The organism is Stenotrophomonas sp. FR010 (assembly GCF_047520755.2).
GTDB classification, from domain to species: domain Bacteria; phylum Pseudomonadota; class Gammaproteobacteria; order Xanthomonadales; family Xanthomonadaceae; genus Stenotrophomonas; species Stenotrophomonas sepilia.
In genome coordinates this window covers 83,583-107,543 of sequence record NZ_JAXBQT020000007.1, presented here as the reverse complement: position 1 = coordinate 107,543, position 23,961 = coordinate 83,583, and the positions used below count along the sequence as shown (strand labels likewise).

Annotated in this window: 14 protein-coding genes and 4 tRNA genes; 15 read left to right on the top strand and 3 right to left on the bottom strand. The window is 64.9% G+C overall.

Annotation, left to right across the window (positions count from 1 at the left end; all coding sequences use genetic code 11):
• Nucleotides 1–54: 54 nt before the first annotated feature.
• From ACM0PK_RS08520 to ACM0PK_RS08510, 3 genes are all read right to left on the bottom strand, one after another.
• Nucleotides 55–1,278: an EAL domain-containing response regulator gene (locus tag ACM0PK_RS08520; RefSeq protein WP_414607163.1), complete on the bottom strand. Its 1,224-nt coding sequence runs from the start codon at nt 1,276–1,278 to the stop codon at nt 55–57.
• Nucleotides 1,275–4,046 (bottom strand): response regulator, encoded by a 2,772-nt coding sequence (locus tag ACM0PK_RS08515; RefSeq protein ID WP_088496493.1) that lies wholly within the window; start codon nt 4,044–4,046, stop codon nt 1,275–1,277. Before ACM0PK_RS08515 ends, ACM0PK_RS08520 begins: the two co-directional genes overlap by 4 nt.
• A 162-nt stretch (nt 4,047–4,208) precedes the next feature.
• Nucleotides 4,209–6,947: a TonB-dependent receptor plug domain-containing protein gene (locus ACM0PK_RS08510; RefSeq protein WP_414607164.1), complete on the bottom strand. Its 2,739-nt coding sequence runs from the start codon at nt 6,945–6,947 to the stop codon at nt 4,209–4,211.
• Nucleotides 6,948–7,117: 170 nt separating this feature from the next.
• Here ACM0PK_RS08510 and ACM0PK_RS08505 point away from each other — a divergent pair, with 170 nt between their 5' ends.
• The 15 genes from ACM0PK_RS08505 (at nt 7,118) to rpoC (ending at nt 23,730) form a co-directional block, all read left to right on the top strand.
• Complete coding sequence (locus ACM0PK_RS08505; RefSeq protein WP_414607165.1) at nt 7,118–8,137, top strand: cyanophycinase; 1,020 nt, start codon at nt 7,118–7,120, stop codon at nt 8,135–8,137.
• A 106-nt stretch (nt 8,138–8,243) separates the two neighbouring features.
• Nucleotides 8,244–9,260, top strand: a complete 1,017-nt coding sequence (locus ACM0PK_RS08500; RefSeq protein ID WP_414607166.1) for an isoaspartyl peptidase/L-asparaginase family protein — start codon at nt 8,244–8,246, stop codon at nt 9,258–9,260.
• Between the two features lie 137 nt (nt 9,261–9,397).
• A tRNA-Tyr gene (locus ACM0PK_RS08495) sits at nt 9,398–9,483 on the top strand.
• Between the two features lie 24 nt (nt 9,484–9,507).
• A tRNA-Gly gene (locus ACM0PK_RS08490) sits at nt 9,508–9,581 on the top strand.
• Between the two features lie 49 nt (nt 9,582–9,630).
• Nucleotides 9,631–9,706: transfer RNA gene (locus ACM0PK_RS08485), tRNA-Thr, on the top strand.
• A gap of 41 nt (nt 9,707–9,747) precedes the next feature.
• Nucleotides 9,748–10,938 (top strand): elongation factor Tu, encoded by a 1,191-nt coding sequence (gene tuf, locus ACM0PK_RS08480; protein ID WP_065178958.1) that lies wholly within the window; start codon nt 9,748–9,750, stop codon nt 10,936–10,938.
• Between the two features lie 102 nt (nt 10,939–11,040).
• Nucleotides 11,041–11,116 (top strand) — tRNA-Trp (locus tag ACM0PK_RS08475).
• 49 nt (nt 11,117–11,165) lie between these two features.
• Entirely contained in the window at nt 11,166–11,579 is a 414-nt protein-coding gene (gene secE / locus ACM0PK_RS08470) for a preprotein translocase subunit SecE (RefSeq protein ID WP_004145202.1), read from the top strand.
• 10 nt (nt 11,580–11,589) lie between these two features.
• Nucleotides 11,590–12,150, top strand: coding sequence for a transcription termination/antitermination protein NusG (gene nusG, locus ACM0PK_RS08465; RefSeq protein ID WP_004154362.1), 561 nt, complete (start codon nt 11,590–11,592; stop codon nt 12,148–12,150).
• A 299-nt stretch (nt 12,151–12,449) separates the two neighbouring features.
• Entirely contained in the window at nt 12,450–12,878 is a 429-nt protein-coding gene (gene rplK, locus ACM0PK_RS08460; RefSeq protein ID WP_004145248.1) for a 50S ribosomal protein L11, read from the top strand.
• 4 nt (nt 12,879–12,882) lie between these two features.
• The gene (gene rplA / locus ACM0PK_RS08455) at nt 12,883–13,581 is read left to right on the top strand and encodes a 50S ribosomal protein L1 (protein ID WP_005415407.1); all 699 of its coding nucleotides are present in this window, start codon (nt 12,883–12,885) and stop codon (nt 13,579–13,581) included.
• 386 nt (nt 13,582–13,967) lie between these two features.
• Nucleotides 13,968–14,504 carry a 50S ribosomal protein L10 gene (rplJ, locus tag ACM0PK_RS08450; RefSeq protein WP_005408203.1) on the top strand — a complete coding sequence of 179 codons (537 nt, stop codon included), beginning with the start codon at nt 13,968–13,970 and terminating at the stop codon, nt 14,502–14,504.
• Nucleotides 14,505–14,567: 63 nt separating this feature from the next.
• A complete protein-coding gene (gene rplL / locus ACM0PK_RS08445; RefSeq protein ID WP_005415408.1) occupies nt 14,568–14,936 on the top strand; it encodes a 50S ribosomal protein L7/L12 in 369 nt (122 codons plus the stop codon).
• Between the two features lie 328 nt (nt 14,937–15,264).
• On the top strand, nt 15,265–19,419 hold the full coding sequence (gene rpoB, locus ACM0PK_RS08440) for a DNA-directed RNA polymerase subunit beta (RefSeq protein WP_005415409.1): 4,155 nt from the start codon (nt 15,265–15,267) through the stop codon (nt 19,417–19,419).
• A gap of 87 nt (nt 19,420–19,506) precedes the next feature.
• The gene (gene rpoC, locus ACM0PK_RS08435) at nt 19,507–23,730 is read left to right on the top strand and encodes a DNA-directed RNA polymerase subunit beta' (protein WP_061480645.1); all 4,224 of its coding nucleotides are present in this window, start codon (nt 19,507–19,509) and stop codon (nt 23,728–23,730) included.
• Nucleotides 23,731–23,961 lie beyond the last annotated feature (231 nt).

Sequence of the window (23,961 nt, the reverse complement as noted above, 5' to 3'; positions counted from 1 at the left end):
GACAGGATCATCAATGCCGCTTGATGTTTTTGTGAAGCCGTCGTGGAATCCGCGTCAGCGCAGGGCGGCCCGCGGTCTTTCGTCCAGTTGCGGTGCTTCCTCGTCCAGCAAACGGTTGAATTCGTCCGACGGCAGCGCCTGCGAGATCAGGAACCCCTGCACCTGGCTGCACCCCAACTGCCGCAGTGCGGCCAGGTCGGCATCACTTTCCACGCCCTCAGCCACGATGGTCAGGCCCAGCTGGTTGGCCAGTGCGATCACCGTCGACAGGGTCAGGTGCAGGGCCGGGTCACGGGCGCAGCCACTGACCAGCGCGCGGTCGATCTTGACCTCGGTGAAGGGGGTATTGACCAGGTTGTGGACCGAGCTCAGGCCCTGCCCGAAATCATCCTGGGCCAAGCCGAAGCCCTTCATGCGCAGCCGGCAGGCACCGGCATAGAAGTCGCTGACGTGCCGCGTAGTGCTGTTCTCCATCAGTTCGAAGCACAACTCGCCGGGCGTCCCGCCGTGGGCCAGGGTCAGCGCCAGCAGCTCATCGGGCAGGTCCGACTGCTCCAGCAGATGAGGCGGCAGGTTGATCGACACCGGTACCCGGAAGCCCTGCTTGCGCCAACGCGCCTGTGCGCTGATGCTGGCCTTGAGCATCATCCGCAGCAGGTCGCCCTCCAGCCCGTAGCGGCAGATCGCCGGCAGGAAGCTGCCGGCGGCCAGCGTGCCCAGCTGCGGGTGGCGCCAGCGCACCAGTGCTTCGGCCGCCACCACCCGTCCGGACTGCAGTGACTTCTTGGGTTGGAACCACGCCGTCAGGCTGCCATCGGCCATCGCCTGGCGCAGCTGCGACGCATCCGGTTCGGGGACTGCCGCTGCCGCGAGTGAGGGGGCCTTGTCGGTGGCCGGGCGCGCCTGCGCCAGCGCCTCGAACAGCGCGTCCACGTCGGCGGCCGCCACCGGCTTGGGCAGCAGGCCGATCACATCCAGCCCCAGCGATTCGGCCATCAGCCGTGCCGAGGTCATCATCCGCCGCGGGGCCGCGCTGACCACGGCAAGGCGCGGCGGGCGTGGTTGCGCCGCCAGTGCCTGGATGAACTGGATGCCGTCCTGCCCGGGCATCAGCAGGTCACTGACCACCAGGTCGTAGGGCTGGCAGGCACACAGTGCGATGGCGGCATCCACGTCTTCGCAGGCATCGACCTGGACACCGGCGCGGCTGCCGAACAGATTGGCCAGGAAACCACGCTGGAAGGGCTGGTCTTCCAGGATCAGGACGCGCTGGGTCATGCGGGGTCTCCTTGGCGCAGGGCGGTGAGCGCCTTGCGCAGGCGGGCGATGTCGACGGGTTTGCTGAGGTAGCCCTGCATGCCACTGGCCAGGCAGCGCTCGCGCTCCTCTGCGGTGGCATTGGCGGTGGCGCCGATCACCGGTACCGGGTTGCCGTCATCGCGCAGCTGGCGGGCCAGCGCGTGGCCGTCCATGCGCGGCATGTTGATATCGGTCACCACCAGATCGAAGCACTGCTCACGGCACCGCTGCAACGCTTCCATGCCATCCTGTGCCAGCTCCACGTCGCAGCCGAGGGTGCGCAGCTGCTCGGCCAGGATCACCCGGTTGATCGGGTTGTCCTCGACGGCCAGCACACGCAGGCCCAGAGGCATCGGTGGTGCCGTACGCGTGGCCACCGGCTGCGCTGCACGCTGGTGCTGCACGCTGGCCAGCGCCTTGCCGATCGCGGTCATGCTGTGCAGGGTCACCACCAGGCTGCCATCACCGGCAGTGATCGGCTGGTCACCGCCCTCGATCGAAGCCACCACGCGCGGGCCCGACCAGGCCAGCGGCATCCCGGCTTCGCCATCCATCAGGATCGCACCGTCATGGTCCAGCAACGCCGGGTCGCCAAGCAGGGGCTGCGCGTTGGCGCCCCAGCGACACAGCCAGCCACAGGCACTGTCGACCAGCTCGCGGTCGCGGCCGCGCACCAGGATCGGTGGTTCCGGCAGTAGTGTGGGGCCATCCTCGGCAGCGGCCAGCACCGGCAACGGCAGGCGGACGCTGAAGCTGCTGCCCAGCCCGGGTTCGCTCACCACCTGCAGCTCGCCGCTCATCAGACGTACCAGGCGGTCGCTGATGGACAGGCCCAGGCCGGTGCCCTGCGCGCTGGCTGCGCCGCGGACCTGGCGGAACGGTTCGAACAACCGCGCCTGTTCCTCCGCAGCGATGCCCACGCCGGTATCGGTCACCTGCCAGGCCAGCACGCTCGATTCAGCTTCGCGCTGCACCTGGCGCACGCGCAATACCACCCGGCCATGCTCGGTGAACTTGATTGCATTGCTGAGCAGGTTGCCCAGCACCTGGCGGATGCGGTCGGCATCACCGAGCACCCGTGTCGGCAGGCTCGGATCGGTACAGACCAGGATCTGCAGGCCCTTGCAGGTGGCCGACGCGGCGAAGCTGCGCAGCACGCTCTCGGTCAGCTCGCGCGGCGAGAATGCCGTCGGCTCCAGGCTGAGCTGGCCTGACTCGATCTTGGAAACATCCAGCACATCGCTGATCAACTGCAGCAGGACCGACGAGGAACTCTCGATGGTGCGCAGGTACTGCGACTGCCGGGCGTCCAGCGAGGTGTGCCCCAGCAGCTCCAGCGTGCCCAGCACGCCATACAGCGGGGTGCGGATCTCATGGCTCATGGTGGCCAGGAACGCGCTCTTGGCCTGGTTGGCCGCATCGGCGGCCTGGCGTGCCGACGACAGTGCGGCCTGTGCCTGGCGGTGCCGGGAAATATCATGGAAGACGCATAGCAGCACGTCATCGCCCTGGTAGCGGCAGGCCGCGTGCAGCACCTGCAGCTGGCGTCCATCGCGGGCGGTGAATTCAAGTCCACGCCCGCGTTCGCCGGCATGTCCGCGCCATGGTGCCTGCCAGTCGCTGTGTTCGCCTTCTTCGCCGAGCCAGTCGCGCAGCAGCTGGTTGGAGAGCAGCAACGCGCGGTCGCTGCGGCGCAGGACGCAGATGCCGACCGGCGCCATGTCGATCACCGTCGAACTGAAGTCCAGGTTCTCCAGCAGGCGGCGGTGCTGCTGCAGGGCCGGCTCGATCAGCTGGAGCTCCACGCGATGCCGTATCAGGCGCAGCGCAACACCGGCCAGCAGCAGCAAGAGCACGCAGACCAGCAGGGGCACGGCCAGGTCGCCCAGCAGCAGCTGTGGCGGCAGGTGGTAGACCAACCGCCAGCCGTCATTGCCGACACTTTTCACCAGCGCTACGCCGCGCGGCAGGCCGCCGCTCCACAACGTGCCGAAGCTGTCGTCCTGGCGCTCCCGCAGGGTCTTCCAGCCCGCACCATCCAGCCGCGGTGCCTGGCTGGATAATGCAGGCTGCCCAGCACGGTCGAGCAGCGCATAACCGCCAATGCCCTGGCCGTCGATCATGCTCGCCGCCGCCGCGCCATCGAGCAGCAGCACCAGCCACTGCGCCGGTTGGGGGCCCGCCTGTACCGGCTGCGCCAGCGCAACGCCACTGTCACCCGGCCGCAGCCAGTACACCGGGTCTGCACCCTCGAGGCTGCCGCTGCGTGCCTGCAGCGCACGCAGCGATGGCAGGTGCACCAGGTCGACGTCGACCTCGCCCCCGGCCAGCCAATGCGCGCCGTGTGCATCGATCAGCAGCAGGTGCGTCTGCAGTGCCTGCAGCGTGTGCTCAGCGCGCGCTGACAGCAGCAGCCGCTGGCCCGGCTGGCCACCGGGACCATCCAGCGGAAGCTGTCGCACGCCCTCGCTGTCTGCGGCTGGTGCATCCGGGTTGCCGGCCAGCACCGAATCACCCAGGTAGCGCAGCAGGGCTTCGCGCTGGTCGAAATAGATCTGTGCCTTGTAGGCCGCTGCATTCATCTCGCGGCGATGGGTCGAGATGTCTTCGGTGAATGCCGTGAGCAGGTAGAATCCGGCCGCGGCGGCCAGGCAGATGAAGACGCAGACGGTCAGGCAGCGCAGCAACACCGACGCGGTGGTTGATGGCACGGCCTGCTGCAGCGAAGGGCGGGGAAAGCGGAGCATGCAACGATGCTAGGGAGCGGCGCTGATGGCGCGGAATCAGCTGTTTCCTAAAATCCCCCGCTGGCCGGTCAGGCCGGAGCCTGCGCGTGGGTACCGTTCAGGCGGCGGAAAAGAGAACCCCCGCCAAAGCGGGGGTCCCCTGTATCGGCGCTGGCCAAGCACTTACAGTGCGCTGCCACCGAACTTGTGGGTGTACTGCAGGTTGATCGTGCGGCCGACACTGTCGAACCAGGACACGTCGTAGTACGGGTAAGCGGTGTACGTACGGTCCTTCGGCGGCATCTTGTTGAACACATTGACCACCGACAGCGACAGGCGCGAGTGGTCGTCGAAGCGGTACTGCAGCGAGGCGTTGTAGCGATAGGTCGCCGTCACGTACGGGCTGTCGCCGCTATCCCAGTCGAACACCTGGTCGTAGCTGTCCGAGGTCGGCAGCTTGCCCAGGCGCGAGCCGTACACCGTTGCCGACCACGCATCCTTCTCCCAGGTCACGCTCAGGCTGGTCTTGGTGCGCGGAATGTCGAAGCCACTGTTGACCGCGAACTGGTCTTCGGTGCGGTCGCCGGGGTAGCGCTGGAAATCATGCTTCTTCACCCAGGTGTGCGTGCCGTTGAAGATGAAATCGCCGATGCCCGTCTGCAGGCGATAGCGCAGGCCGACGTCGATGCCGGAGGTGGATTCGCGGGCGACGTTGATCGGCTCCACGTGCACGCCATACAGGCGTCCGTCGTTGCTGCGGGTGATGCGGGCGAGCGCGTCCACGCAGGTCGGCGAATTGATGTCGGCGCTGCCCAGGCGGCAGTTTGCTTCGTTGGCCAGGAGCGTGCGCACGTCCATGTCCTGCACCTGGTTGCGCATGTCGATGTCGAACCAGTCCACCGACAGGTCCAGGCCGATCGCCGGCGACCAGACGATGCCGGCGCTCCACGAGGTGCTGGTTTCCGGGTCGAGCTGGCGGTTGCCGGTGCGACTGCGGATCAGGTTGCGCTCGTAATCGGAACAGTCGCTGGCTTCCTCAAGGCGGCAGGTGTACAGATCCTCGGCGCTGGTCTCGTCGTTGCCCGGTCCGGCAAACACATAGTGCAGGTCCGGTGCACGGAATGCGGTGCCGTAGGAGCCGCGCACCAGCAGGGTATCGATCGGGCGCCATTCCAGGCCGCCGCTCCAGGTCGCCTTGCCGATGCTGTGTCCGGAATAGCGGTACTGGTCGTAGCGGCCCGCCATGCTCAGGTTGACCGTGTCGTGCAGCGGCATGCGCAGCTCCGCAGCCGTCGCCCAGCGGTTGCGCGAACCCTTGCCGTCCGAATCCTTCCAGCTGTAGTAGTAGTACCCGGTCGCCAGCGGATCGGGGTTCAGCGAATAGGCCTGCTGGCCCACTTCCACGGTCGCGGCAAACCCGGCGTCGCCCCCCGGCAGAGCGAACAGGGCCGAGTTGGTCAGGGTGAAGGCGGCGGTCTCCGTGCGCGACTTCGGAGTGTAGGTGGTACGCGCGGCGATCGAGTCGTACTCGGCGCGGGTCAGTGGACGGTACAGCCGTGACGGATCGGCGTTGTAGACCGGGAAACCGTCGTCATCCACGCCCAGCTGCGGGCCGAGGAACAGGTCGTTGGCCTTGGCGGCAATGATCTGTGCCCAGCTGATGCGCGACTGGTACTGCGAATGGCCCAACGCCGCTTCGTAATCCCAGTTGCCAATCAGGTTGCCCTTGAAGCCGGTGGTCACGCTGAAGGTCTTCTGCGTGCTGCGCACCATGGCGTTGCGCAGGTCGCCCATTTCCTCGGGCGAGAACTGGCGCTGCCAGAACTCGATCTCGCCAGTGGATTCGTTGTTGAAGTAGCCCGACTCATCACCGTTGGCATCCATGCGGCCCCACTGGGTGACGTCGCGCATCAGCGACATCGTGTGGTAGCCCAGCTGCACGTCGGCGAACCACTGCTGGCCATTGTCGAAGTCGTAGCTCAGCGACGCGTAGCCGTTGGCACCGCGGCGCTTGCTGAGGATGGTGCCGTAGCCGATCGAGCTGTCGCTGCCGCAGTAGTAGCCATACTTCGGGCGGTAGGCACGATAGGTGCTGCCTTGGTTCTGGCCGGACAGCGCTTCGCAGGTGGCGGCGCCCGGGTCCAGGTAGTCATCGTTGTAGTCGGTGCGCAGATAGGCACGGCGCGCGATGCGCGAACCCTCGGTGGGGCCATCCCGGGTCGAGTCCTGGATGTCACGGTCATAGGCCCACAGCGGGGTCTGCGACTGCAGCTCGACGCTGTACACGGCGTTGAAGTTGCCACGGCTGAAACCGCTGGCCAGGCTCATGTCGAACGACTCGCCGCCGCCTTCGGTGGTGGTGCCCATGCGCATGTCGATGGTGGTGCCGTCGGCCTTCTTCTTCAGGATGAAGTTGACCACGCCGGCGATCGCGTCCGAGCCGTAGATGGCCGAGGCGCTGCCGGTCAGCACTTCGATGCGCTCGATCATGCCCAGCGGGATGTTGGAGACATCGGTGAAGTTGCTGCGGCCCTTGAACGGCATCGGGAAATCGGCAATGCGCCGGCCATTGACCAGCACCAGCGTGTGGTTCGGGCCCAGGCCGCGCAGGTCCACCTGCTGGGCGCCCGGCGAGAAGTCGGCGCCACTGGAAGACTGCTGGCTCTGCGTCTCACCGCCGTTCTGGGTCATTGCACGCAGTACGTCCGGCACGCTGGTGAAGCCACTGGAGCGGATCTGCTCGGCATTGATCACCGTGATCGGAGCGGGGCCTTCCACCTGGGCGCGCGGAATGCGCGAGCCGGTGACCTGCACCGCGTCCAGTTGTTGCACCGAAGAGGAAACCGGTGCCTGGGCCGCCGCAGAAGCAGCCACGCCCATCAACGCCAGCTGGATCGACCACGCCATCGCCTGTCTACGCATGAGGAATTCTCGGAAATGAAGCCGGCCCGCAGAGGAGGGGCCCTGTCCCCCATTCAGACTTCCGGAATGGGCGCGCGCATTTAACGCCTTTTTCATGCCCTTGACTACTGGGCCCCTATCTGGCAAAGAGTGAAAACGCTTGCAAGTCGATTTTGTTCAGGGAGATCAAGATGCGACGCCTCGACCGGACCCTGCCTGGCCCCTTCGCCTGGCTGGCGCTGCTGGTGCTGGCCTGGCCATTGGCCGCGCCCGCGCAGGACCTGCAGGGCCCCGGCTTCGCCTATTACGAAATCGGCGATCTGGAATCCCCGCGTCCCGGTCCGCGCGCGCCCGCCATGATGCTGATGGGCGGTGGCGAGTGGGTGCCGGAGGCCTTCCAGTGGTGGCTGAAGCAGGCCGGCAATGGCCGTGTGCTGATTCTGCGCGCCTCCGGTGGCGACGAACTGCAGGACCGCCTGTACCGCGAGATCGGCGGCACTACCGCAGTGCAGACCCTGGTCTTCGACAGCCGCCGCGGTGCCGATGATCCGGCGGTGCTGCGCGTGGTCGCCGCGGCCGATGCCATCTTCATTGCCGGCGGCGACCAGTCCCGCTATATCCGCTTCTGGAAGGGCACCGCACTCAACCGTGCACTCAACGCCCATGTGCGCGCCGGCAAGCCGATTGCCGGTACCAGCGCTGGCTTGGCCATCCTCGGCGGCTATGCCTATGGCGCCATGGATGGCGGCAGCATCACCTCGGCCGGTGCGCTGGCCGACCCGATGGGCAGTGCCGTGACCCTGGACAGCGGCTTCCTGCAGATGCCCTACCTGCAGCGCGTGGTCACCGACACCCATTTCGACAAGCGTGACCGGCTCGGTCGCCTGATCGTGTTCGTGGCACGTGCCGCCCAGGACAGCGGCGACCCTGATATCGTCGGCATCGGCGTCGATGAGGACACCGCCCTGTGCGTTGAGCCCGATGGCCGGGCCCAGGTCTACAGCGCAGGTGGCGAAGGCAAGGTCTGGGTGGTCAGCCCCGGCCGCGACGCCGATCGCCTGGTCGAGGGGGAACCGCTGCGCTTCCATGCGGTGCCGGTGACGGTGGTCGCCAGCGGCAGCCGCATGCGGCTGGATGATTTCCAGGCCGAGGCCGATTACCAGGCCGTGGCCGACGTCAGTGACGGCGAGATTGAGTTCACGCTTCGGTAGTGCCGGCCGCTGGCCGGCAATCCACCTTCCCTGATGCCACCGGTGCCGGCCAGCGGCCGGCACTACCGGTGCAATCCTTTCACTACACCTGCTGGAGATGTACCCGATGAAACTGCGCCTGGTGCTGTCCGCGCTGCTGTCCGTGCCGTTGCTTGCCCAGGCCGCCCCGGCCGCCTCGCCGTTGCTGGTCATCCACGGCGGCGCCGGTGTCGAGCGCAAGGACCTGTCGCCGGCTGAAGAGAAGGCTGCGCGCGACGCCTTGCGCGCGGCGCTGCTGAAGGGCCATGCCGAACTGGCGGCCGGTCGCCCGGCGCTTGCAGCCGTCACTGCGGCAATCACCGTGCTGGAGGACGATCCGACCTTCAACGCCGGCAAGGGCGCGGTGTTCACCCATGACGGCCACAACGAACTGGATGCCGCAGTGATGGATGGCGCCACCCTGGCTGCAGGTGCGGTGGCCGGCGTGCAGCGGGTGCGCAACCCGATCCTGCTGGCCCAGGCCGTGATGCAGAAGTCCAGGCACGTGATGATGGTCGGGCAGGGTGCCGAGGCATTCGCGGTGGAGCAGGGCATCGGCCTTGTCGATCCATCCTACTTCCGTACCGACAAGCGCTGGCAGCAACTGCAGCGCGCATTGAAGGAAGAGGCCAGTGGCCAGGCGCACGCCGACCTGGAGACCGCAAGGCACTTCGGCACGGTGGGCGCGGTTGCCCTGGATGCGCAGGGGCAGCTTGCCGCCGGCACCTCCACCGGTGGCATGACCAACAAGCGCTATGGCCGTGTGGGTGATTCGCCGATCATCGGCGCCGGTACCTGGGCCGACGCGGGCTGCGCGGTATCGGGCACCGGCTGGGGCGAGTACTACATCCGGACTGCGGCCGCGCACGAGATCTGTGCGCGCATGCGCTACCAGCGGCAGACGCCGGAGCAGGCCGGCAGGGGCGTGATCAACGAGATGATTCCGAAGATGGGCGGCGACGGCGGCGCGATCGTGCTTGCCGCAGACGGAAAAATGGCCATGCCGTTCAACACCCAGGGCATGTATCGGGGCTGGATCGGCGCCGATGGCGTCCCCCATGTCGCAATTTTCGCCAGCGAGACCCTGTCGGTCGCTGGGCAATAACCTTGCGTATCAATGGGTTTGCGACAACGTGTGAAAAAGATGGAAAAAAGCGTTGACAGCCCCCCGCCTGATCAGCAGAATAAGCGGCTCACCACCACACACCGCAACGCTTCGGCGGCAACGGGTTGGGGTGGTAAGGAGGGATACCCAAGCGGCCAACGGGGGCAGACTGTAAATCTGCTGGCTTACGCCTTCGGTGGTTCGAATCCACCTCCCTCCACCAGTTTCACGTTGTGACATTCCCGGCGCGGGAGTAGTTCAATGGTAGAACCTCAGCCTTCCAAGCTGATGGTGCGGGTTCGATTCCCGTCTCCCGCTCCATTGAATGAACTTTGAATATTATCGAGTTCATGTCATAATGCAAAACTCGGCTCACGTAGCTCAGTCGGTAGAGCACTTCCTTGGTAAGGAAGAGGTCGAAGGTTCGATTCCTTTCGTGAGCACCATCTTAAGCATCACCTCTCAGACGAATTCGAGATAAGCAGCCATGGCCAAGGGTAAGTTCGAGCGCACCAAGCCGCACGTCAACGTCGGCACCATCGGTCACGTCGACCACGGCAAGACCACGCTGACCGCCGCACTGACCAAGATCGGTGCCGAGCGCTTCGGTGGCGAGTTCAAGGACTACTCCTCGATCGACGCCGCGCCGGAAGAAAAGGCGCGTGGCATCACGATCTCGACCGCGCACGTCGAATACGAATCCCCGACCCGTCACTACGCCCACGTTGACTGCCCGGGCCACGCTGACTACGTCAAGAACATGATCACCGGTGCCGCCCAGATGGACGGCGCGATCCTGGTGTGCTCGGCCGCTGACGGCCCGATGCCGCAGACCCGTGAGCACATCCTGCTGTCGCGCCAGGTCGGCGTGCCGTACATCGTCGTGTTCCTGAACAAGGCCGACATGGTGGACGACGCCGAGCTGCTCGAGCTGGTCGAGATGGAAGTGCGCGAGCTGCTGAGCAAGTACGAGTTCCCGGGCGACGACACCCCGATCATCGCCGGTTCGGCCCGTCTGGCGCTGGAAGGCGACCAGAGCGATATCGGCGTGCCGGCCATCCTGAAGCTGGTCGACGCGCTGGACAGCTGGATTCCGGAGCCGGAGCGTGCGATCGACAAGCCGTTCCTGATGCCGGTGGAAGACGTGTTCTCGATCTCGGGCCGCGGTACCGTGGTGACCGGTCGTATCGAGCGCGGCGTGATCAAGGTTGGCGACGAAATCGAAATCGTCGGCATCCGTCCGGTGCAGAAGACCACCGTGACCGGCGTTGAGATGTTCCGCAAGCTGCTGGACCAGGGTCAGGCAGGCGACAACGCTGGCCTGCTGCTGCGCGGCACCAAGCGTGACGACGTCGAGCGTGGCCAGGTGCTGGCCAAGCCGGGCACGATCAAGCCGCACACCAAGTTCGAAGGTGAAGTGTACGTCCTGTCGAAGGATGAGGGCGGTCGCCACACCCCGTTCTTCAACGGCTACCGTCCGCAGTTCTACTTCCGCACCACCGACATCACTGGCGCCGCCAAGCTGCCGGAAGGCGTCGAAATGGTGATGCCGGGTGACAACGTCAAGATGGAAGTCACCCTGATCAACCCGGTGGCCATGGACGAAGGCCTGCGCTTCGCCATCCGCGAAGGTGGCCGTACCGTCGGCGCCGGCGTGGTCTCGAAGATCATCGAGTAAGCCTGCAGTACCGGTGGTTGCATAGCGCCGCCGGTTACGCGAATGGCGGGCCGGGAACCTCGGTCCGCCTTCGCCGTCTAAGGGAAGGCAAGTTTTCAAAGTACGCCAGTAGCTCAATTGGCAGAGCAGCGGTCTCCAAAACCGCAGGTTGGGGGTTCGAGTCCCTCCTGGCGTGCCATCTGCCCACCTTATCCAGCGGCCTGGGCCGCTAAAGCAGACACAGCCGGATGAATAGCAAGATCGAACACTCCAAGGACAACTCCGCCAACGGTGGAGATATCGTCAAGTATGTCGCCGCATCGCTGCTGGTGCTGGCCGGTCTGTTCGTCTGGTTCTGGTTCTCCGCCGACTCCGGTCGCGCCGCCCAGCTGGGTGCGTGGGCGGGTCAGCTGCGTGCATTGGCGGTCGTGGTCGGTCTGGTTGGCGGTATCGGCGTGTTCATGCTGACCGGCAAGGGGCGCGACACCCGCGAATTCCTCTCCGAGTCGCGCTTCGAACTGCGCAAGGTGGTCTGGCCGACGCGCCAGGAAGCCGTCCGCATGACTTGGGTCGTGATCGTCGTGGTGCTCATCCTCAGTCTTCTGCTGGGTGGCTTCGACTTCCTGATCCAGAAACTGACTCAGTGGTTCCTGAGCCGCTAAGGAGAATTGCATGAAGCGTTGGTACGTCGTTCACGCCTATTCGGGCTTCGAGAAGTCGGTGGCGCAGGCTCTGCGCGATCGCATCGTCCGTGACGGCATGGAAGAGCGCTTCGGCGACGTCCTGGTCCCGACCGAGGAAGTGGTCGAGATGCGCGCCGGCCAGAAGCGCCGTTCCGAGCGCAAGTTCTTCCCGGGTTACGTGCTGGTCCAGATCGAGACCCACGAGGAAGCCGGCATTCCGCGCATCGACAACGAAAGCTGGCATCTGGTCAAGGAAACCCCGCGGGTCATGGGCTTCATCGGCGGCACCGCCGATCGTCCGCTGCCGATCGCCGATTCCGAGGCCGAAGCCATCCTGAATCGCGTTCAGGAAGGTGTCGAGAAGCCGCGTCCGAAGGTGCTGTTCGAGCCGGGCCAGATGGTCCGCGTCACCGACGGTCCGTTCAACGATTTCAATGGCGTCGTCGAAGAAGTCAACTACGAGAAGAGCCGTCTGCGCGTCTCGGTGCTGATCTTCGGTCGTGCCACTCCGGTCGAGCTCGAGTTCGGCCAGGTCGAAAAGGCCGTCTGACCTGTCCTGTCGAGTCGAGCCATGCTCGACTCCGGGGTCTGGATGGTGCGGTAGTCGGGCATGGCTCGACTCTCCAAAGGGAACCGGGCCTAGCCCGGTTCCGTTCGTTTACCTGCCGATTCAGGCATGTGAAGAAAAAACCTGTTATAGTGCGCGGCTCCCCGCTGGGGAAGCCAGCAGGACGAGGCCGCCGCAAGGTGGCCTTCAGCATGATTTCAAAACGCGATGCCGGGACGCGTGATTCCCGGTCCGATGGGGAGCCTGTTGTCGAAAGGCGCTAGCACCCGGAGAGCACTCACATGGCAAAGAAAGTTGTCGGTTACATCAAGCTGCAGGTGAAGGCCGGTCAGGCCAACCCCTCGCCGCCGGTCGGTCCTGCGCTGGGTCAGCGTGGCCTGAACATCATGGAATTCTGCAAGGCGTTCAACGCTGCCACGCAGAAGCTCGAGCCGGGTCTGCCGGTTCCGGTGATCATCACGGCCTACTCGGACCGTACGTTCACCTTCATCACCAAGAGCACCCCGGCTACCACCCTGCTGAAGAAGGCCGCTGGCATCTCGTCGGGCTCCAAGCGCCCGAACACCGAGAAGGTCGGCAAGGTCACCCGTAAGCAGCTGGAAGAGATCGCCAAGGCGAAGGAACCGGATCTGACTGCCGCCGACCTGGACGCCGCCGTGCGTACCATCGCTGGCTCTGCCCGTTCCATGGGCCTCGTGGTGGAGGGTTAATAAGATGGCACAGACCAAGCGTGAGAAGGCCATCAAGGCCGCCGTCGTTCCGGGCAAGGCATACGCCTTCGAGGACGCGATCAACATCCTGAAGACCGCCACCAAGGCCAAGTTCGTCGAGTCGATCGACGTCGCTGTGCGCCTGGGCGTCGATGCGAAGAAGTCCGACCAGCAGGTCCGTGGCTCCACCGTGCTGCCGGCCGGTACCGGCAAGTCGGTCCGCGTCGCCGTGTTCGCTCCGGCCGGTGCCAAGGCTGACGAAGCCCTGGCTGCTGGCGCCGACGCCGTCGGTATGGATGACCTGGCCGAGAAGATGCAGGCCGGCGATCTGAACTACGACGTCGTCATCGCGACCCCGGACGCCATGCGCGTCGTCGGTAAGCTGGGCACCGTGCTGGGCCCGCGCGGCCTGATGCCGAACCCGAAGGTCGGCACCGTTTCCCCGAACCCGGGTGAAGCCGTGAAGAACGCCAAGTCGGGTCAGGTCCGTTACCGCACCGACAAGGCCGGCATCATCCACTGCACCATCGGCAAGGCCGACTTCGCCGAAGACGCGCTGAAGTCGAACCTGACCGCGCTGCTGCTGGACCTGATCAAGGCCAAGCCGGCCACCTCGAAGGGCACCTACCTGCAGAAGGTTTCGGTCAGCTCGACGATGGGCCCGGGCGTCACCGTCGACCAGTCGTCGCTGACCCTGAAGTAATTGTTTCAAGCGGTCACGGTGCCCCGGGTGCCGTGACCGTGACATTTGAAGGCATCGCTGGCAGTTCATCACCCGCGGTAGCCGTCAAAGACCGCAGGCGCGGTCGTGGCAATACCGGCGACGGGCATGGAAGCTCGATCTGGCAAGGAGTCGCCGCCGGAGCAGTCAGGAGCGCTTAATCGATTCCCCGGAATCACCCTGCGTAGATGGTGCCCTTCTGGAGTTTTTCTGGTTCACGCACGTCTGGGTTTCCCAGGTTGGCCCACTCCAGGTCTAGAACGGCCCACCCCCGGAACATCATCCCGATGTTCCCGGCGTCCAGGATGGATGCCGCACAGGACCGCACACGGCAGGAGCCGTAAGCGGAGTTCAATAGGAGGAGTGCAATGGCTCTCAATCTGTCCCAGAAGCAAGAAGTAGTCGCCGAGCTGGCAGACGTCGCCGCCAAGGCCCACTCCTTGATCGCAGCCGAATACGCTGGCACCACGGTCGCCCAGATGACCGCGATGCGCAAGCAGGCTCGTGAAACCGGTGTTTTCTTGAAGGTTGTCAAGAACACCCTGGCTTCGCGCGCCGTTGAAGGCACCGAGTTCGCAGTCGCCCAGGACCAGATGGTTGGTCCGCTGCTGTACGCGTTCTCGCTCGAGGAGCCCGGCGCTGCCGGTCGCCTGATCAAGGAAGCCGCCAAGGGCAACGACAAGCTGAAGGCTAAGGTCGTCGCCATCGGTGGTGAAGTGTTCCCGGCGAGCCACGTCGACGTGCTGGCATCGCTGCCGACCCGCGACCAGGCCCTGGCCATGCTGGCCCGCGTCCTGACCGAGCCGGTCACGATGTTTGCCCGCGCCATCAAGGCCGTTGGCGAGAAGCAGGGGGGTGGCGATGTCGCCGCTGACGCTGCCGAGCCGGCCGCCGAGACCGCCTGAGTTTCGACTTACCGTGGTTCCTGACGGAACCTCAATCCAGAAAATCATCCAAAGGTATTAATCATGTCCCTTACCAACGAACAGATCGTCGACGCCATCGCCGAGAAGTCCCTGATGGAAGTGATGGAGCTGGTCAAGGCCATCGAAGAGAAGTTCGGCGTCTCCGCCGCTGCTCCGGTTGCCGTGGCTGCTGCCGCTGGCCCGGCTGCTGCTGTTGAAGAGCAGACCGAATTCGTCGTCACCCTGAAGACTGCCGGCGAGAAGAAGGTCGAAGTCATCAAGGCCGTCCGCGCCATCACCGGCCTGGGCCTGAAGGAAGCGAAGGACCTGGCCGAAGCCGGCGGCGTCCTGAAGGACAACGCTTCGAAGGAAGAAGCCGAGAAGATGAAGAAGGACCTGGAAGCTGCTGGCGCGACTGTCGAAGTCAAGTAAGCAGTTACCTTGCATCGTCACCGATTCGCGGCGATGCAGCCAAGGCTGGGGGCGTAAGCCCCCGGCCTTTGGTCGTTGTTGCGGTGTTGTAGATCCGCACCATGCGTGGATGTGAAAAAAGCAGGAAAAAGCCCAACACGGGCTGCAGTCAAACCCCGGCAGGCCAGCGCCGAGCGCGGCAGCGGGGGAGTGGTAGCAGATGAGTTGGCAGTTGGAAGTAGCGGGAGAAGGCGTGCTGGTGCCGGCAATACCAGCGACTTCCAACTGACAATTTCAAGTTCCCTTCGGATCGTGGGCGCACGATCCGCACAACAAGGTGGAAGACCTCATGACGTCCTATTCGTTCACCGAAAAAAAGCGTATCCGCAAGGATTTCGGCAAGCAGCGCTCGATTCTCGAAGTGCCGTTCCTGCTCGCCATCCAGGTGGATTCCTATCGTGAATTCCTGCAGGAAAACGTCGATCCGGCCAAGCGCACGGACCACGGCCTGCACGCTGCGCTGAAGTCGGTCTTCCCGATCGCCAGCTACAGCGGCAACGCTGCCCTGGAATACGTCGGCTACAAGCTGGGCGAACCGGTCTTCGACGAGCGTGAGTGCCGCCAGCGCGGCATGAGCTACGGCGCCCCGCTGCGCGTGACCGTGCGCCTGGTGATCTACGACCGTGAGTCGTCGACCAAGGCCATCAAGTACGTGAAGGAGCAGGAGGTCTATCTGGGCGAAATCCCGCTGATGACCGAGAACGGCACCTTCATCGTCAACGGCACCGAGCGCGTCATCGTCTCCCAGCTGCACCGCTCGCCGGGCGTGTTCTTCGACCACGACCGTGGCAAGACCCACAGCTCGGGCAAGCTGCTGTACAGCGCCCGCATCATTCCCTACCGCGGCTCCTGGCTGGACTTCGAGTTCGACCCGAAGGACGCGCTGTTCACCCGTATCGACCGCCGCCGCAAGCTGCCGGTGTCGATCCTGCTGCGCGCGCTCGGCTACAGCAACGAAGAGATGCTGGCCGAGTTCTTCGAGATCAACACCTTCCACATCAACCCGGATGAAGGCGTCCAGCTGGAGCTGGTGCCGGAGCGCCTGCGTGGCGAGACCCTGGGCTTCGACCTCGCCGACGGCGACAAGGTCATCGTGGAAGCCGGCAAGCGCATCACCGCGCGTCACATCAAGCAGCTGGAAGCCTCGGGCATTGCCGCCCTGGCCGTGCCGGACGACTACATCGTCGGCCGCATCCTGTCGCACGACGTGGTCGATGCCTCGACCGGCGAACTGCTGGCCCAGGCCAACGACGAGATCACGGACGAGCAGCTGCAGGCCTTCCGCAAGGCCGGTGTGGATGCCGTGGGCACCCTGTGGGTGAACGACCTGGATCGTGGCCCGTACCTGTCCAACACCCTGCGTATCGACCCGACCAAGACCCAGCTGGAAGCCCTGGTCGAGATCTACCGCATGATGCGTCCGGGCGAGCCGCCGACCAAGGATGCCGCGCAGAACCTGTTCCACAACCTGTTCTTCACCTTCGAGCGCTACGACCTGTCCGCGGTCGGCCGCATGAAGTTCAACCGTCGCGTGGGCCGCAAGGAAACCACCGGCGAAGCCGTGCTGTACGACAGCAAGTACTTCGGCGAGCGCAACGACGAAGAGTCCAAGCGCCTGGTCGCTGCCCACGGCGAAAGCTCCGACATCCTGGACGTGATCAAGGTCCTGACCGAGATCCGCAACGGTCGCGGCGTGGTCGACGACATCGATCACCTGGGCAACCGTCGCGTGCGTTCGGTCGGCGAAATGGCCGAGAACGTGTTCCGCGTCGGCCTGGTCCGCGTCGAGCGTGCGGTCAAGGAGCGCCTGTCGATGGCCGAGTCGGAAGGCCTGACCCCGCAGGAACTGATCAACGCCAAGCCGGTCGCCGCTGCCATCAAGGAGTTCTTCGGCTCCTCGCAGCTGTCGCAGTTCATGGACCAGAACAACCCGCTGTCGGAAGTGACCCACAAGCGTCGCGTCTCGGCCCTGGGCCCGGGCGGCCTGACCCGTGAGCGCGCCGGCTTCGAAGTGCGCGACGTGCACCCGACCCATTACGGCCGCGTCTGCACCATCGAAACCCCGGAAGGCCCGAACATCGGCCTGATCAACTCGCTGGCCGTGTACGCCCGCACCAACAAGTACGGTTTCCTCGAGACCCCGTACCGCAAGGTCGTGGACGGCAAGGTCTATGACGAAGTCGAGTTCCTGTCGGCAATTGAAGAGAACGAGTACGTCATTGCGCAGGCCAACGCGCTGACCGACGCCAAGGGCACCCTGACCGAGCAGTTCGTTCCGTGCCGCTTCCAGGGCGAATCGCTGCTGAAGCCGCCGGCGGAAGTCCACTTCATGGACGTTTCGCCGATGCAGACCGTCTCTATCGCGGCCGCGCTGGTTCCGTTCCTGGAGCACGATGACGCGAACCGCGCACTGATGGGCGCCAACATGCAGCGTCAGGCCGTGCCGACCCTGCGTTCGCAGAAGCCGCTGGTCGGCACCGGCATCGAGCGCGCCGTGGCGCGTGACTCGGGTGTGACCGTGAACGCCCGTCGTGGTGGTGAGATCGTGCAGATCGACGCGGCCCGCATCGTGGTCAAGGTCAACGAGGAAGAGATCGTTGGCGCCACCGACGCCGGCGTGGACATCTACAACCTGGTCAAGTACACCCGGTCGAACCAGAACACCTGCATCAACCAGCGTCCGCTGGTCCAGGTGGGTGACGTCATCGCCCGCGGCGACGTGCTGGCCGACGGTCCGTCCACCGACATCGGCGAGCTGGCCCTGGGCCAGAACATGCTGATCGCGTTCATGCCGTGGAACGGCTACAACTTCGAAGACTCCATCCTGCTCTCCGAGCGCGTGGTGGAAGAGGATCGCTACACCACGATCCACATCGAAGAGCTGACCTGCGTCGCGCGTGACACCAAGCTGGGGCCGGAGGAAATCTCCGCCGACATCCCGAACGTCTCCGAGCAGGCGCTGAACCGCCTGGACGAGAGCGGCGTGGTGTACATCGGTGCAGAAGTGCGCGCTGGCGACATCCTGGTCGGCAAGGTCACCCCGAAGGGCGAAAGCCAGCTGACCCCGGAAGAGAAGCTGCTGCGCGCGATCTTCGGCGAGAAGGCTTCGGACGTTAAGGACAGCTCGCTGCGCGTTCCGCCGGGCATGGACGGCACCGTCATCGACGTGCAGGTCTTCACCCGCGACGGCATCGAGAAGGACAAGCGCGCGCGCCAGATCGAAGAGTCCGAAATCAAGCGCGTCAAGAAGGACTTCGATGACCAGTTCCGCATCCTGGAAGCGGCCATCTACATGCGTCTGCGTTCGCAGATCGTGGGCAAGGTGGTCAATGGTGGTGCTGGCCTGAAGAAGGGTGACGTGATCACCGACGCCTTCCTCGACGGCCTGAAGAAGTCTGACTGGTTCGCCCTGCGCATGAAGGACGAGGACGCCTCGGAAGCCATCGAGCGCGCCCAGAAGCAGATCCAGGCGCACGAGAAGGAATTCGAGCGTCGCTTCGCCGACAAGCGCGGCAAGATCACCGCGGGCGACGACCTCGCCCCGGGCGTGCTGAAGATGGTCAAGGTGTTCCTGGCGGTGAAGCGCCGCATCCAGCCGGGTGACAAGATGGCAGGCCGCCACGGCAACAAGGGTGTGGTGTCCAACGTGGTGCCGGTCGAGGACATGCCGTACATGGCCTCGGGCGAGACCGTGGACATCGTGCTGAACCCGCTGGGCGTGCCGTCGCGTATGAACATCGGCCAGATCCTGGAAGTGCACCTGGGCTGGGCCGCCAAGGGTCTGGGTCGCAAGATCCAGGCGATGCTGGAAGCCCAGGCGGCGGTCGCCGACCTGCGCAAGTTCCTGGACGACATCTACAACCACGACGACACCAACGTGGCCAACCGTGTCGACCTGTCGCAGTTCAGCGACGAGGAGCTGCTGCGCCTGGCCCGCAACCTGACCGACGGCGTGCCGATGGCCACCCCGGTGTTCGACGGCGCCACCGAAGCGGAAATCAAGCGCATGCTGGAACTGGCCGACCTGCCGAGCAGTGGCCAGACCCAGCTGTACGACGGCCGCACCGGTGAAGCCTTCGACCGCCATACCACCGTCGGTTACATGCACTACCTGAAGCTGAACCACCTGGTCGACGACAAGATGCACGCCCGTTCGACCGGTCCGTACTCGCTCGTCACCCAGCAGCCGCTGGGCGGCAAGGCGCAGTTCGGCGGCCAGCGCTTCGGTGAAATGGAAGTCTGGGCGCTGGAAGCCTACGGCGCGGCCTACACCCTGCAGGAAATGCTGACGGTGAAGTCCGATGACGTGCAGGGCCGCAACCAGATGTACAAGAACATCGTCGACGGCGAGCACGAGATGGTCGCGGGCATGCCGGAATCCTTCAACGTGCTCGTGAAGGAAATCCGCTCGCTGGCCATCAACATGGAACTGGAAGACAACTGATCCATGCCGGCGCGGCGGTCCGCCGCCGCGCCGCTGGCAGTGAACTGAAAGCCCATCGACACAGCATTCCTCCTTCTGGAGAACACCATGAAAGACCTGCTCAACCTCTTCAACCAGCAGCGCCAGACGCTGGACTTCGACGCGATCAAGATCGCGCTGGCCTCGCCGGACCTGATCCGTTCGTGGTCCTTCGGCGAAGTGAAGAAGCCGGAAACCATCAACTACCGTACCTTCAAGCCGGAACGCGACGGCCTGTTCTGCGCCGCCATCTTCGGCCCGGTGAAGGACTACGAGTGCCTGTGCGGCAAGTACAAGCGCATGAAGCACCGCGGCGTGGTCTGCGAAAAGTGCGGCACCGAAGTGACCCTGGCCAAGGTGCGTCGTGAGCGCATGGGCCACATCGACCTGGCGTCGCCGGTCGCGCACATCTGGTTCCTCAAGTCGCTGCCGTCGCGCATTGGCCTGATGCTGGACATGACCCTGCGCGACATCGAGCGCGTGCTGTACTTCGAAGCGTACGTGGTGACCGAGCCGGGCCTGACCGCCCTGGAGCGCCGCCAGCTGCTGACCGAAGAACAGTACCTGCAGGCCCGCCAGGAGCACGGCGACGACTTCGACGCCGCCATGGGCGCCGAGGCCGTCTACGAACTGCTGCGCACGATCGACCTGCAGTCGGAGATGACCCGCCTGCGCGAGGAGATCGCCGCTACCGGTTCGGAAACCAAGCTCAAGCGCCTCACCAAGCGCATCAAGCTGATCGAAGCCTTCCTGGAATCGGGCAACCGTCCGGAATGGATGGTCATGACCGTGCTGCCGGTGCTGCCGCCGGACCTGCGTCCGCTGGTTCCGCTGGATGGCGGCCGCTTCGCGACCTCCGACCTGAACGACCTGTACCGCCGCGTCATCAACCGCAACAACCGCCTGCGCCGCCTGCTCGAACTGAGCGCGCCGGACATCATCGTGCGCAATGAAAAGCGCATGCTGCAGGAATCGGTCGATGCGCTGCTGGACAACGGCCGTCGCGGCCGTGCCATCACCGGCACCAACAAGCGCCCGCTGAAGTCGCTGGCCGACATGATCAAGGGCAAGCAGGGCCGCTTCCGCCAGAACCTGCTCGGCAAGCGCGTCGACTACTCGGGCCGTTCGGTCATCGTGGTCGGCCCGTACCTGCGCCTGCACCAGTGCGGCCTGCCGAAGAAGATGGCGCTTGAGCTGTTCAAGCCGTTCGTCTTCGCCAAGCTGCAGCGTCGTGGCCTGGCCACCACCATCAAGGCCGCCAAGAAGCTGGTCGAGCGCGAAGAAGCCGAAGTCTGGGACATCCTGGAAGAGGTCATCCGCGAGCATCCGGTGATGCTGAACCGTGCGCCGACCCTGCACCGCCTGGGCATCCAGGCGTTCGAGCCGGTACTGATCGAGGGCAAGGCCATCCAGCTGCACCCGCTGGTCTGCACCGCGTTCAACGCCGACTTCGACGGTGACCAGATGGCCGTCCACGTGCCGCTCTCGCTGGAAGCCCAGCTGGAAGCGCGTGCGCTGATGATGTCGACCAACAACATCCTGTCGCCGGCCAACGGCGAGCCGATCATCGTGCCGTCGCAGGACGTCGTGCTGGGTCTGTACTACATGACCCGCTCGCTGGAGAACAAGAAGGGCGAGGGCATGGCCTTCGCCAACATCGCCGAAGTCAAGCGCGCCTACGACAACCGCGTGGTGGAACTGCACGCCAAGGTCAAGGTCCGCATCACCGAGGTGGTGACCGACGAAGACGGCAACAAGCAGAACAAGACCTCGATCGTGGACACCACGATCGGTCGCGCCCTGCTGGCTGAAATCCTGCCGGAAGGCCTGCCGTTCGCGCTGGCCAATGTCGAGCTGACCAAGAAGAACATCAGCCGCCTGATCAACTCCAGCTACCGCCAGCTCGGCCTGAAGGACACGGTCGTGTTCGCCGACAAGCTGATGTACACCGGCTTCGCCTATGCGACCCGCGCCGGCGTCTCGATCGGCATCGACGACATGCTGATCCCGGACGAGAAGAAGGGCATCCTCACCGAGGCCGAAGCCGAAGTGCTGGAAATCCAGGAGCAGTACCAGTCGGGCCTGGTCACCGCCGGCGAGCGCTACAACAAGGTGGTCGACATCTGGTCGCGCACCAACGAGCGCATCGCCAAGGCGATGATGGACACCATCGGTACCGAGAAGGTCGTCAATGCCAAGGGCGAGACCATCGACCAGAAGTCGATGAACTCGCTGTACATCATGGCCGACTCCGGTGCGCGTGGTTCGCAGGCGCAGATCCGTCAGCTGGCCGGCATGCGTGGCCTGATGGCCCGCCCGGACGGCTCGATCATCGAGACGCCCATCAAGGCGAACTTCCGCGAAGGCCTGAACGTGCAGGAGTACTTCAACTCCACCCACGGTGCCCGTAAGGGTCTGGCCGATACCGCGCTGAAGACCGCGAACTCGGGTTACCTGACCCGTCGCCTGGTCGACGTGGCGCAGGACGTGGTGATCACCGAAGTGGATTGCGGTACCACCGAAGGCCTGATCATGACCCCGATCGTGGAAGGCGGCGACGTGGTCGAGCCGCTGAAGGATCGCGTGCTGGGCCGCGTGGTTGCCGAGGACGTGTTCCTGCCGGGCAACGACGAAGATCCGATCGTCACCCGCAACACCCTGCTGGACGAAGCCTGGGTTGCCAAGCTGGAAGATGCCGGCGTGCAGACCATCAAGGTCCGCTCGACCATCTCCTGTGAATCGGCCTTCGGTGTCTGCTCGCGCTGCTACGGCCGCGACCTGGCGCGTGGCCACCTGGTCAACATCGGTGAAGCGGTCGGCGTCATCGCCGCCCAGTCCATCGGTGAGCCGGGTACCCAGCTGACCATGCGTACGTTCCACATCGGTGGTGCGGCGTCGCGAGCTGCTGCGGTCGACAACATCACCGTCAAGACCACCGGCTCGGTCAAGTTCAGCAACCTCAAGTCCGTGGAGCACGCCAACGGCTCGCTGGTGGCGGTGTCGCGCTCGGGCGAAATCTCGGTGCTCGATGCGCACGGCCGTGAGCGTGAGCGTTACAAGCTGCCGTACGGTGCGACCATCACGTCCAAGGACGGTGATGCGATCAAGGCTGGCCAGACCGTGGCCAACTGGGATCCGCATAACCACCCGATCGTGTCGGAAGTGGCCGGCTTCATCCGCTTCATCGACTTCGTCGACGGCGTCACCGTCATCGAGAAGACCGACGAGCTGACCGGCCTGGCCTCGCGCGAAATCACCGATCCGAAGCGTCGTGGTACCCAGGCCAAGGACCTGCGCCCGATCGTGCGCATCGTCGACGCCAAGGGCAACGACCTGTCGATCCCGGGCACCGACCTGCCGGCGCAGTACCTGCTGCCGCCGCGTTCGATCGTCAACCTGCAGGACGGCGCCCCGGTGGGCGTGGGCGACGTCGTCGCCAAGATCCCGCAGGAAGCGTCGAAGACCCGCGACATCACCGGTGGTCTGCCGCGCGTGGCCGACCTGTTCGAAGCGCGCAAGCCGAAGGATCCGGCGGTGCTGGCCGAGCGTTCGGGCATCATCAGCTTCGGCAAGGACACCAAGGGCAAGCAGCGCCTGATCATCAAGGACACTGATGGTTCGGAGCACGAAGAGCTGATCCCGAAGTACCGCCAGGTCATCGTGTTCGAAGGCGAGCATGTCACCAAGGGTGAAACCATCGTGGACGGCGAGCCGAGCCCGCAGGACATCCTGCGCCTGCTGGGTGTCGAGCCGCTGGCTGCCTACCTGGTCAAGGAAATCCAGGACGTGTACCGCCTGCAGGGCGTGAAGATCAACGACAAGCACATCGAGGTGATCACCCGCCAGATGCTGCGCAAGGTCGAGATCACCGACCAGGGCAGCAGCAAGTTCCTGAACGGCGAACAGGTGGAGCGCCAGCGCGTTATCGAGGAGAATGCGCGCCTGTCGACCCGCAACGAACTGCCGGCGCGCTTCGATCCGGTCCTGCTGGGTATCACCAAGGCCTCGCTGGCGACCGAATCGTTCATCTCGGCGGCCTCCTTCCAGGAGACCACCCGAGTGCTGACCGAGGCTGCCGTCCGCGGTACCAAGGACAACCTGCGTGGCCTGAAGGAAAACGTCATCGTCGGCCGCCTGATTCCGGCCGGTACCGGCCTGTCCTACCACAGTAGCCGCCGTCGCGGCGCTTCCGGTCTCACCGACTCGGAAATGCAGACCCTGGCCGGCACCCCGGCTGCGGTCGAGTCCCCGGTGGTTGAAGCCGAAGCTGAACAGGCCTCGGGCGAAGAATGAGGTATCCGGTCCGGCCGCAAGGCCGGACCACCCCGTCGGTCCATCGATGGGATTGGGAAAGGGCAGGGGAGATCGTCCGCGATCGACCCAGCCAACCTGAACGGGGTACATGGAGGCCCCCCAGTAACGTCCCGGGATCAGGGACGGGCTTGACAGGAGGCGTTTGACTGCTTTCCTTGCAGGTTGCTACAATCGTCTGTCTCAGCAGGCCAAAATTTCGGCCTGCTTTAA

Coding starts and splice junctions, on each gene's coding strand:
- ACM0PK_RS08520 (WP_414607163.1), bottom strand. CDS start 1,278: ATGACCCAGCGCGTCCTGATCCTGGAAGACCAGCCCTTCCAGCGTGGT.
- ACM0PK_RS08515 (WP_088496493.1), bottom strand. CDS start 4,046: ATGCTCCGCTTTCCCCGCCCTTCGCTGCAGCAGGCCGTGCCATCAACC.
- ACM0PK_RS08510 (WP_414607164.1), bottom strand. CDS start 6,947: ATGCGTAGACAGGCGATGGCGTGGTCGATCCAGCTGGCGTTGATGGGC.
- ACM0PK_RS08505 (WP_414607165.1), top strand. CDS start 7,118: ATGCGACGCCTCGACCGGACCCTGCCTGGCCCCTTCGCCTGGCTGGCG.
- ACM0PK_RS08500 (WP_414607166.1), top strand. CDS start 8,244: ATGAAACTGCGCCTGGTGCTGTCCGCGCTGCTGTCCGTGCCGTTGCTT.
- tuf (WP_065178958.1), top strand. CDS start 9,748: ATGGCCAAGGGTAAGTTCGAGCGCACCAAGCCGCACGTCAACGTCGGC.
- secE (WP_004145202.1), top strand. CDS start 11,166: ATGAATAGCAAGATCGAACACTCCAAGGACAACTCCGCCAACGGTGGA.
- nusG (WP_004154362.1), top strand. CDS start 11,590: ATGAAGCGTTGGTACGTCGTTCACGCCTATTCGGGCTTCGAGAAGTCG.
- rplK (WP_004145248.1), top strand. CDS start 12,450: ATGGCAAAGAAAGTTGTCGGTTACATCAAGCTGCAGGTGAAGGCCGGT.
- rplA (WP_005415407.1), top strand. CDS start 12,883: ATGGCACAGACCAAGCGTGAGAAGGCCATCAAGGCCGCCGTCGTTCCG.
- rplJ (WP_005408203.1), top strand. CDS start 13,968: ATGGCTCTCAATCTGTCCCAGAAGCAAGAAGTAGTCGCCGAGCTGGCA.
- rplL (WP_005415408.1), top strand. CDS start 14,568: ATGTCCCTTACCAACGAACAGATCGTCGACGCCATCGCCGAGAAGTCC.
- rpoB (WP_005415409.1), top strand. CDS start 15,265: ATGACGTCCTATTCGTTCACCGAAAAAAAGCGTATCCGCAAGGATTTC.
- rpoC (WP_061480645.1), top strand. CDS start 19,507: ATGAAAGACCTGCTCAACCTCTTCAACCAGCAGCGCCAGACGCTGGAC.